General features: G+C 34.1%; 5 protein-coding genes. 3 read left to right on the top strand and 2 right to left on the bottom strand.

Annotated features, from left to right (window positions below; translation table 11 throughout):
- Position 1 precedes the first annotated feature (1 nt).
- Entirely contained in the window at positions 2-1831 is a 1830-nt protein-coding gene (locus FYJ79_RS06105; RefSeq protein WP_154515472.1) for a beta-glucoside-specific PTS transporter subunit IIABC, read from the bottom strand.
- 72 nt (positions 1832-1903) lie between these two features.
- Entirely contained in the window at positions 1904-2749 is an 846-nt protein-coding gene (licT, locus tag FYJ79_RS06100) for a BglG family transcription antiterminator LicT (RefSeq protein ID WP_154515469.1), read from the bottom strand.
- A gap of 732 nt (positions 2750-3481) precedes the next feature.
- Here licT and FYJ79_RS06095 point away from each other — a divergent pair.
- The 3 genes from FYJ79_RS06095 (at position 3482) to FYJ79_RS06085 (ending at position 12214) form a co-directional block, all read left to right on the top strand.
- Positions 3482-4036, top strand: a complete 555-nt coding sequence (locus tag FYJ79_RS06095; RefSeq protein ID WP_154515466.1) for a hypothetical protein — start codon at positions 3482-3484, stop codon at positions 4034-4036.
- The gene (locus FYJ79_RS06090; protein WP_154515463.1) at positions 4033-11898 is read left to right on the top strand and encodes a BspA family leucine-rich repeat surface protein; all 7866 of its coding nucleotides are present in this window, start codon (positions 4033-4035) and stop codon (positions 11896-11898) included. Before FYJ79_RS06095 ends, FYJ79_RS06090 begins: the two co-directional genes overlap by 4 nt.
- A gap of 100 nt (positions 11899-11998) precedes the next feature.
- Positions 11999-12214, top strand: coding sequence for a hypothetical protein (locus FYJ79_RS06085; RefSeq protein WP_154515460.1), 216 nt, complete (start codon positions 11999-12001; stop codon positions 12212-12214).
- Positions 12215-12258 lie beyond the last annotated feature (44 nt).

Below are 12258 nucleotides of genomic sequence, written 5' to 3'. Positions count from 1 at the left end.
ATTACATTGCTCCAATTTCAGCAATGATACTATTTTGTGTAATCTTGTCCTCTTTGTTTAGCAGTTTTATTGATTTCTTATTTGATGTATCAACAACAATAACAGATGGATCATATCCTGCTTCCTTCACTTTATTAAAATCAACAGTTGCGAGTAAGTCCCCTGCAATAACAATATCTCCTTGCTTTACATGCGAAGTAAAATACTGACCATTTAGTTTTACTGTATCAATACCTATATGAATAAGGATTTCTTCGTTATTTTTTGTAGTAATACCATAGGCATGCTTTGTAGGGAAGACAACGGAAATAGTGCCTGAAACAGGGGCATAGACGTTGTGATCTGTAGGCATTATCGCAAAGCCGCTACCAAGAGATCCACTAGAGAAAGCTGGATCTTTTACATCACTTAAAGGCATAATCTGTCCTGAAACAGGAGCATGAAGTTCTAAGGTACCAGGCGTGTTATTTTCAGCTGTTTTTTCCTCTTCAGGAATCATACTATCATTAAAGCCAAAGAAATATGTTAGAACTGCTGAAATAAGGAAGGCAGAGAAATAACCAACTAAGAAGCCAACGAATCCTGTACCGAAGTATGCAGGGAATGTTGGTACGGACGCAACAGCTACAGCCATTGCACGTGCACCTGCTCCACCGGCGATAGCACCACCGATACCACCACCAATAATGGCACAAAGGAAAGCTTTACGATATTTAAGCGTAATACCATAGATGGCTGGTTCAGAAATTCCAAAGAAGCCCATGATAGCTGCAGGAGAAGCTACTTGTTTCAATTTTGCATCCTTTGTCTTAAGGTAAACACCTAAAGCTGCACCTGACTGTGCGATAATAGATGGCCCAAATACAGCTAAGATTGTATCGTAGCCAAACTTCTCAACATTCGAGAAGATAATAGGGAATAATCCCCAATGAATACCAAAGACAACCAATACTTGTGCAATAGCACCAATAAAGCCACCTGCAACAATCTTATTAAAACTATAAAGTGTCATATAGAAATTCGCAATTGTTGAAGACAAGAAAGAACCAACTGGACCAAAGATAATAATTGTTACTGGTACAACAATCAACAATGAGAAGAAAGGAGCAAGCCTACTTCTAATTTGATCAGGTAGTATTTTCTTTAATCCCTTTTCAACAAATGATAAGAAAACAATCGCAAATATAATAGGGAATACACTTGATTTAAAAGCTGTTAAATGTACTGGAATACCTAAGAAACTGATAGACTTTCCAGCGTCATATAAGGCTGTTAAATTTGGATAGAGCAATGCTCCAGCAATTGTTACAGATACAAAGAGATTTGTTTTCAAACGCTTTGAACATGTAATTGCAATAACAACTGGTAAGAAATAATACAAACTATCGGCAGCAGCATTAAGAATTTGATAAGTCCCACTATCAGTTGTAAGGAGCTTTGTAGCCGTTAAAACACTTAATAAGCCTTTTAAAATACCAGCTCCAATTAAAGTATCAATGAGGGGAGTAAATAAACTTGAAATAAGTTCAAGAGCTGTTCCCCAAAAGCCTTTCTTGTTTTCGCTTTTTGGAGCAGTTTCTCCATTTAATGGAAAGAGTGAAACAAGTTCATCATAGACATACTGGACGTTGCTACCAAGAACAACCTGTGTTTGACCAGCTACTTCCATAACAGAAAGTACACCCTCAGTATTCTCCAGTGTTTTTTGGTTTACTTTATTCACATCTTTTAAGTCAAACCTTAATCTAGTAGAACAATGCGAATAAGTAATAACATTACTCTTTCCACCCACCTCCTTTAATATTGTCTTTGCGAGATCTTTGTTTGTCATAGTGACGCCTCCTTAAAATAGATATATTTTAAGTCTTGCCTGCTCTTACGCAGTCACAATCTTGTTGCTCAATTAATGCTCGCTTGTATAAATTCTATTAATATGTATGGTGAGATAAACAATCTCACTTTTCGAGACTTCATACTTATATTTTTTTTCAACAAAATCATATATTTTTAATGCGCAATTAAATGCATCAGGCATTTTAGCATGTACTTGTTCATAGAGAAATTCTACATCATCATCAAATTTTTGCTTCATTAATACACGTTGAGCAAAGAACTTGAGATGTAAAATGAATCTTGTATATGATAGAGAATCTTCATCAAACTGTATTTTGAGTTGATATTGAACAATCTGAACAATTTGTTTGATGAGCTGTGTTATGTCTACAGCTGACTGTATTTCCTTGCCTCCTATTTCAGCATTAATAATATGTAATGCAATAAAGCTTGCTTCTTCATCAGGAAGATGAATATGGAGATCTCGATTGATAAGATGTATAGCTTCTAATGCAACATCATATTCAGTCTTATAAAATCTTTTAATTTCCCACAGTAGCTGATTTTGAAAGATTAAACCTTCACTTAGCCTCTGTTTCGCAAAATATATATGATCCGTAAGAGTAATATAAATATTATCACTTAGTGTCTTATGGAGCTTCTCTTGGGCAAATGTCTTAATCTCATCAACAACGCTTAAATATTCATCAGGAATCTGTTTCAATAATTGAGTAAGTTTATTACTGACATCATCATCTTTCAATACAAAGATATGTTCAATCCTATTACCATCAACAAGATCATCCTTATGCTTTTGAAAACCAATACCAGCTCCTTTTAAAACAATATCATGACCTAATTCATTCTTAGAAAATATGAGATTGTTGTTAAAGACTTTCGTTACTTTATATTGCATTTTTTCTCTCCTAATAAAAACGAGACTAAAACAGTCTAAAACTGTTTATAGTCTCGCCTAATCGCATTAGTCACGATCTCTATACAAATAGGATACAGCGCTTACATTTGAATGTCAAGCCACAATAGCTTACATGCCATCTTAGTAAAAAGGTGTATTATACTTAAATCTAAAACAAAGCTGTGAAAGTTCTTTCGTTAAGGAGATAAACTTAATAATCATACATATAATAAAGTATCTCATTTATCAATAATGTATGACATAGGTAACATTAATATAATAAGGGTAATATAAAAGTAAATTGAAGCCTATAACACTTTTATTTGACAATGTCAATAATAAAATTTGAAAAATGACATTTTTATGCTTTCGGATTTTGAAAATATATGTATACTGTAGGCATAGGGATAGATGACAAATATATGACATTTTCATCACGGGAAGCTATGAATATCTCTATGGACTACAAAATATCATTGTCATAAAAAGGAGGGATGAAAGAAATATACAATGCGCCATTTAGGCATACATACAAACTACCACTAGGTGAATAAGCGATAAATCATGAATATCAATGTTTTATATGCGTCAAAATGAAAGCGCTTAGAATTCAGTGACTGATGCATATTCCACCGCCTAAACAAGATATTTCTCTTATTGACCAATCAATGTATGCCTTCATCTCATGAAAACATTACATTCGCAGAATATGCTTTCTTTAATGGAGGGAAAATGAAAAGAAAGAAAACGAATATCCTGCTAGGATGGATGATGCTTTTCTTGACGCTTGGTATGGGCAGTGTTCATGCCTCTAAACATACAATTACATTGCCTATTACCGCAAAGGGAAATACGTCTCATAAAGTGACAATATCCTCTACGGATTCCCCACTTCCTAGTACGGAAAACCTGACGCTCAATAATGAAACAAAGTCCTTTGTCATTCCAATTACCAAGGCAGATAACTACCACTATCTGATTACTGATGACAAGGGCACAACCTACCACACAACTGTTGTTGTAACTAGAAATGCGGATGGCAAGATGGAATCAGCTATTTATGCGAGTAAAGATGGCATAAATAAGACGGATATCATCTTTGGCTCAAACGTTACTAACAACACAATCAAACAAGAAAAGAATGTTGTATCTAAGAAGACAAAACATGTAAAGACTGAAGATGCAACAAGTATCATGAAATACATCGTTGCTTTGTTTCTCTCGGCACTTGCCTTATTTTATTACTTAATAAAATACTTACAAAATAAGAGAGGAACGGACATATGATGAAAAGATTCATGAACAAGACATTACATATCATAGTAGCCTTAGGCATGAGCTTGTTGATGGTTGTCTCGTTGCTTATACCTAATGCTGCACCAGTCAAGGCAGAAGATACAAAAACAACTGCCATAGACAATTTCAGTGTCCAGGTAGCTAGTGGCGCTAAGTTAGATGACCAAGGTCGCTATGTCTGGACTCCAACTACAACTTATGACAAGCATCGTTTCACTTATAGAATCAACTATGATACTTCAGCAGAACATGACATTGTTGAAAATGGCTTTCAGATTACTATTCCAAAGAGACTTCTCAAGAATCGTAATGGTGAATATGCGGATTACATAGAGCTCTCAGTACCAAGTGAAGAAGAAGCTGTTAAAGAAGAGGAAGAAGATTCTTCTCATAAGGTTGACTATGCCTATAAGGAAAGTGATGATCACAACAATATCATTATTTACAACAGACATGTTCTCTCAGGCAGTAGCCATGGCTATATCGAAGTATCTTATCTAACAAGCCAAAATACTTTTAGCTATAAGGACATGGAAGCTTCAGATCCATTCCAGGCACATCTTTCACTCATAAATAATGGTAAAACAGAAACAGCTGATACAGCTATGATTCCTGTCTACATCAATACTTCAGCAACCATTTTCTCAGTTAAAAAGCAAATTCCTCAAAAAATCTATCGTCAATGGGACAAAAGCTGGGGAACTCAACCTGAAAACACAAAAGACAAATGGTTTCTCATATGGCAGATTGATACAAAGCTCAAAGAACCCCTAACTCAGCCTTATAACTTGACTCTTGAAGACAATCCTAAGACTGATGGACTACTTGTTGTTGGATATAGAAGTGGTAGTTTAAAGTTTAGTACGCAAAACGTTCTCAACAATCAAACAAATGATGAAAATACAAGCTATGTTCTTACTGCTTATGATCCTGTAAAGTATGAGAAAGATGACTTCTATACCTTAGACAATGATGTAAAGGCAACAGTCACACCTGTTGATCAGGTGGATACACCTACAGTTGCTTCATCCAGTCAGGAATTTAGATGGGATACACCTAAGTTTGTTTATCCAGTAGGACGTTTCAGCAGTCAGAATTATGGGAATAATAACTGGTATGATAAATTTCATTATTACTGGGATTTTGCTTCTTATAACCTTGATCAACTTCAATCTGGTAAAACTATAGATAAGTTTAAATATTATACGAATTTGTTATCTTATCCTTATCCATATACGGTTAGCGGAAGTAGAGACAATCCTGATAACTATGGCAAGAACAAGGTTAATTATGAATTAACGACAGATACTTTCTATCTGGATGAGAATATCACGGATAATGTGAAAAATAATGCGCATTATTATAATATTCCTGAAGATGCAAGAAAACTTGATAAAGATGACTATCATTATACCTCTGTAGATTGGTCTGTCAAGTATGAAATTCGTAAATTCGATTCAGCTGAACAAAAATTCGTTGTGGATACGCAGGGAAAGAATGAAGATCCAATTTATTTCTGGGTGCGTAATAATGATGGAGAATGGCAGAAAGTAGCTTCATATGATACTAGCGGTGCTCATGTTGACAACACCAAAATTGTTTCTACATTAACAAGTGCGAAAATCACTTTTACAAATGAATCAAACGTGACTGGATTCAGAGTTACAACATCCAATGCACATTATCATACATTTATTGAAATCTATCCGTATATGAGTTTGAAGAGCTCTAAATATATTGATTCTAAGATTAAAGACAAGAATATTATTCAATTACAAAATTTCTCAGACTCGAAAATCACAGATTCTCAGAATAATGTGATTTCTTCAGTAAGAAGTTATGCATTTGATAGAGCTATCGGACCAGAGAAATCCTCAAGCCTCAACAAGCATCTTCTCTCAACTGGAAATAATCCAGCTAAGAAGGCTTATGAATTAAGATGGAAGATTGACCAGAAGGAAACAATTAAAACTGATGACAAGACAAGTTATCTTGTACAGGATTCAGGACGTTTCTATGATCTTTTACCTAAAGGTACACATCTTAAGAAAGGTACGTTACAGGTTGAAACTGAAAAGGGCACACTAAGCAAGAATGACTTCAGTTATGAAATCAAGCAGAACTATATGCAGAGTGGGCGAGATCTCATCATTGTTGATATTCCATTACAAGCAAAGTATTACAGCCTATATCTGAGTGTTATGATGAGCTGGGAATCTGTGAAGGACTATGGCGAAAACATCATCAACCCAGTAGCTTATGAAACAGGTAACGAGGATATTACAAATGGCTTTGCGGATAATGGTGGTAACATGTCAGCAGCTAATAAGGCCTACATGATAGACCTAGATAAACAAACTAATGCAGCCAAATTCCTCTATGATGAAGATCCATACAGTATCTCCAACATTGCCTCATCACTTACAGGATTACAGCTTCAAGTCAAGTCAGCTAAGGAAAGTGCTTATTCATACAATACATTTGTATCAGGTAAAGATGAGTATTCTTATGAAACACGTCTTGTCAACTCTTATACGACAAAGAGAAAGAATATCATTATCTATGATTCACTTGAGAACTATTTAGTTAATGGCAAGAAATCAGACTGGCATGGAACATTAAGTTCATTGGATCTTACACAACTGAAGTCTAAAGGTATCGCTCCTGTTGTTTACTATAGTGAAAAAAACAACCTTTCAATAGACAACAACAATGATCTCAATGACAGTACAATATGGAAGAAGTTTGATGAAAATATAAAACTTTCTTCTGTAAAAGCAATAGTTATTGATTGTTCTAAGAATACTAATGGTGGCGACTATATACTTAATGAAGGTGAAACGCTTAATGCCGTTCTTTATATGCAGGCACCTGATAAAGTTGAAGGCAAGGCTGATGGTTATCAGAATTCCTACAATAATATCTACGTCAGAGATACAACAATAGACAATAAAGATAATGAGAAAACAGCGTTGATCCATCATGACTATACAACGGTATCATTCAAGATGACAGGCAATGTTAATATCCATAAGAAGTCATCTGAAAGCGATGATTCTGTTGAAGGCGCCAAGTATCGTCTTTATGGTACATCAGATTACAATACTAAGATTGATGTCACTGAAACAACAAATGCAAAGGGCAATCTTGTATTTGAAGATGTTGAAAAAGGTACATATACACTCAAAGAAACATATTCTCCAGCTGATTATTTTCTAGACAAGACAGAATACAAAGTCATTATCAATGATAATGGTCAGTTTACTGTCTATAAGAATAGCAATGAAGAAATTACAAAGAATGACAATGTCGTTACATTGACAGATGATCCAAGAATACATGGTGATGTTGTATTTGAAAAACGAGATTTAGTTAATAAGGCTTTAGGTGTCAAAAATGCACGTTTTAGTCTGACTGGTAAATCAGCTTACAAGAATGATGTGCTTTTATATGCGACATCGGATGATTATGGAACTGTTAGATTTGAAAATATAGAATATGGTGTCTATACGCTTAAGGAAGTGGGTACACCAGAAGGCTATATTACTAATGATGTAGAATATACTGCTATTATTGATGACAAGGGTAATGCAGGCATACAGGATGCAGTAACTGATAAGACAGGCAACATCATTATTTATAATGAACCATATCATACAATTCAAATTTCAAAGCAGTCATCATATGATGACTCATTACTCCAAGGTGCAGAGTTCTCTTTGAAAGGAACATCTAATAAAGGAACAAAGGTTAATAAAACATCTATATCAGGAGCTGATGGGCTTGTGACATTCGCTGGCCTTGAGTCAGGTACATATATCCTTCAGGAAACAAAAGCTCCAACTGGATATACGGCTGAAAGCACCAAGCATGTAGTCGTTATTGAGAAAGACGGTAAATACACAATTGATGGTCAAGAACATAACACTAACAATAAATATCGTGTAGATAACGAGAAGATTAAAGATGGCAAAATCATTGTCAAGAAGGTCTGGAAAGACAACAAGACAAATGAAGAAAGACCAACACCTGTTATTCATATCACTACAGATATCACAAAAATTCCTTCTTATGTGGAGTGGAGGGAGGATAATTTGAATGATAAAGTCAATTATTCTTCCAAAATTAGAAATAGTCCATTTTCTCATATTTTAAATTTTAAAGCTAATAGTGTGACTTCGATTTTGTATAGTGATATTTCGGAAACCGAAGTGCCGAATAATGCAGTTCGACTTGATAAAAATTTCTATGATGCAAATGCACGTTATAAGATATATGGCTGGCAAAAAGATAACGTTATTTATTATTGGACGAATGCACAAACGATAAGGATGTCGGATGCAGTAAAATATATGTTCTCATATTTTGATAAGGCTACTAAGATAGATACAAATAAAATAGATACTGCTTTTATGACAAGTATGCAGGAAATGTATTCTAGCAATAAAGCATTAGAATCAATAGATTTATCTAATTTTGATACTAGCAAAATCACAAATATGGAAGGAATGTTTAGTGATTGCAATTCTCTAATGTCTATAAATGTCTCTAATTTTGATACAGCTAATGTTGAAAATATGACTAGAATTTTTTATCGTTGCTCCTCATTGATATCATTAGATCTTTCTAAATTTAATACGTCAAAGGTGATTTCCTTCAAGTATATGTTTGGAAGCTGTTCTAAATTAAATAAACTAAACATTTCTTCCTTTGATACCAGAAATGTTAAAAATATGTACGGAATGTTTTGTGAATGTTCACTTTTAGAATCATTGGATCTATCATCTTTTGTTACTTCAAACGTTGAAAATATGTCTTGTATGTTTGATTCTTGTTCAGATTTAAAAGCCTTAGATCTTTCAAGGTTTGACACATCAAATGTTATAGATATGTCTTATATGTTTAGAGACTGTAGTTCACTTATCTCATTAGATTTATCTTCATTTAATACTGCTAAAGTTGAAGATATGAACGGAATGTTTTATGCATGTATTTCGTTAAAGTCTCTGGATGTATCTTCTTTTAACACTCCATCAATATATAGTATGGAATATATGTTTAATGGCGTGAAAAACGTTGAAACTTTGGACGTTTCTCATTTTGAAGCTGCACGTTATATGAATGGCATGTTTTCTGGTTGTGAAAAATTAAAAGAATTAGATCTTTCAAATATGCATGTTAATCGTTATGCTACTTACTCTTGTGAGGTATCGATTATGTTTTCTTATTGTGATAATTTAGAAAGAATATATGTTTCTGAGCCATGGCTTAATATATCGGATTGGAATGGGGATATGTTTGGATATAGCTATAAGCTACCTAATTATGATCCTAGTGAAACTGGTATGAGTAAAGCTTATTATGGTGGTGATGGTAAAGGTTATTTCACTTATAAGGCTACTTCAACAGGCGCAAAAGCGAATAACATTGGATTCATTGAGACACTAAAAGAAATCGGATCAAATATTATTTCACTATTTAAGAACTTGAGTATTATAACTGAAGTTCATGCTGAAGATAGGGCTACTTATTCATCTGATACTGATGCTACAATAACTAAAGATGGTGATGTTTGGACTTATGAATTTAATGTTGCTGATGATCATGCAACTTATTATGCATGGGAAGATACTGTAGAAGGCTATACATCTTCGAATGAAGAGAATAATCCAGTTGTAACTACAAAAGAAAATCCTTCGGAAATCGTAAATACTGATACAAGAGTAGTAAAGAAAGATTACTATAGTATTGATATAACTAAGAAGGTGGATGGTAAACAATTGGTATTGACTGATATTCCAGTAACTAAATACTCTCATACACCTAATATAAATGATGAAGGAATCCAAAATGGTAACTATTTAGAAGGCATGAATATAAACGATGTTGTAACAATTGATGGCGCATCCAAACTTCATGTGAAGATAATTTATGGTGGTGAGTCAAGTGATTGTGACTGGGTATGCATGTGGCAAGGAAAACATCCAAACTACACAGCTTCAAATAATCACAGCACCTCAATCTCAGGAAAGCTTGGCGGCGGCAATCATACAAATACAAGTAACACTAAAGAATATGATATTGATGGAGACAGTGTTACTTTTGGATTTAGATCTGATTATGGTGGTATTGGAGATGGGTATGGCTACTATGCAATTGTAACTGGCTTCAATGAAAATGGGGAAGTCATACCTTCCACAAAGAAAGAATATAAAGTAACTGAAGATTCACCGACAATTGAAGTTCCAAATAAATATAAAGATATGCATTACCTTTTCACAATTATACTATCTGGAAAAAATATTAAAGGTACACAAATATTTGGTGATGTTGTATTTAATGATGGTATCGGTAGAGTAAGCTTAAAAGACGGAGAAACAGCACACTTGACGGATATACCTGAAGGAACAACATATTTAGTAAAAGAAAATGAGTATGAAGAGTTCAGTACTACTAATAAGAATGCAAGTGGAACGTTAAATGATGATAATTATCATGCTGATGTTTTGTTTGAAAACCACTATCAAGAAAAGAATCTAGATGTAGAAACAAACGGCTTTACACTTAAGAAACAGGTCGAAGGTTTCTCTGTCAATGAACATACATATGACTTTGATGTTGCATTCAAGAAGCTTGAAAAGAATACAGAGTATAAGCTAGGTAATAATGTGTTTACGTCAGATAGTGATGGTAATGGCTATGTGCATGTAACGATGAAGAAGGATGAAGAATTAAAGATTGATAATCTTCCTGTTGGTGCACAGTATAAAATTACTGAAGCAGCAGGTGAATACAAGCCTTCTTATAAGATTACAGGTGGGAAGACAGCACAGTCTGCTGATATGGTTGATGCTACTAACACCGCTCTTTCTACAGCCTGGGAGAATGTGGACAAAGATGAGAATATTGTTGTGACATTCACAAACAAGCTAGAGTTCTATCAGAACCTAACACTCAAGAAGACAACAAGTGGTAATAAGAGTGATGATAAGTTTGAATTCAATATTAACTTCTCAAATATTCCTAATGAAGGCTTTATGTCAGATTTAGGTATGATTACACCTGATGATAATGGTAAGGCTGTAGTGAATGCTAAGCTTGCAAGTGGTGATGAGGTGACATTTAAGAATGTGCCTGCTACTACAAAATACCAAATAACTGAAAAGGCAAATAGAGGTAAGGCAAGCTATGATCTTGTTGCTGGAAGCTATCAGAAGACGAAAACTAATGATAAAGCTTATGTTGATTTAGCTACTGATGAAGAAACAGTTGTTGAAGGCAATGATATTGATGTTACATTCAATAATGCATTACCTGAAGCAGCTAATATTGTACTGAAAAACCGTGTTACAGGTTCGTTTGGTGATTATAGTAAGCCATTTACATTTACTGTAACATTTAATAATGTTTCTGATGATGAAGAAATTCAGGTTGATACCTTCAATGCTTCATCAAAGAACAATCCTAAAGTCATCAAGAAGAGTACGCATTTAAAGCCAAATACAGTCGCACCTCGACGTGCTCCTGCAAGCAACAACAATACCCTAAGTGCAGAAATTACACTTAAACACAATGAATCTGTTGTCTTTAAGAATGTACCTAAGACAGCATCCTACAGCATTAAAGAAGCAGAAACTGATTATGAAGTTTCTCATAATATTAATGATGGTAATGTGGTTAATGCTGATAATATGAGTAAGGCTGTTGATAATGATACAATCACATTCATTAATCACAAAGATGGTGTAGTACCTACAGGTACTCATTTTGGAATACTGACGATGCTATTAGCCTTTGTGGGCTTCTTAGGTTTTGTATTCTATATGCTTTTGAAGACACATAATGAGCAATAAATATATGTAGTATTGAGGTCGAACGTTTGTTCGGCCTTTTTGTCGTAGTTCTTGTTGAAGGAATGGGAGAATGTTAAGATTTTTATAGGGAGTGGTTGTTATGGAGAAGCTCAAGAAATTAATATATGGAAAATATCAATTTGTGATTATTGGTGTTTATGCTTTCTTTATGTTTTTGGATAAGTGTGTTGTGAAGAATAATGATGTGTTTAATGTTGTTATGAGAGTAGTGAATGATGTGATGTATGTTTATTTATTCTTGTTAGCGTTGTGTTTCTTTTATGATTTGTGGGAAGAGAAAAGAGATAAGCACTAATGTTGACAGTGATGAATGTTGATGTTAAGGTATATATGAAATTA

Origin of the sequence: Sharpea porci (assembly GCF_009695655.1) — a bacterium.
GTDB lineage: Bacteria > Bacillota_I > Bacilli_A > Erysipelotrichales > Coprobacillaceae > Sharpea > Sharpea porci.
This window is presented reverse-complemented; position numbering and strand designations above follow the sequence as displayed.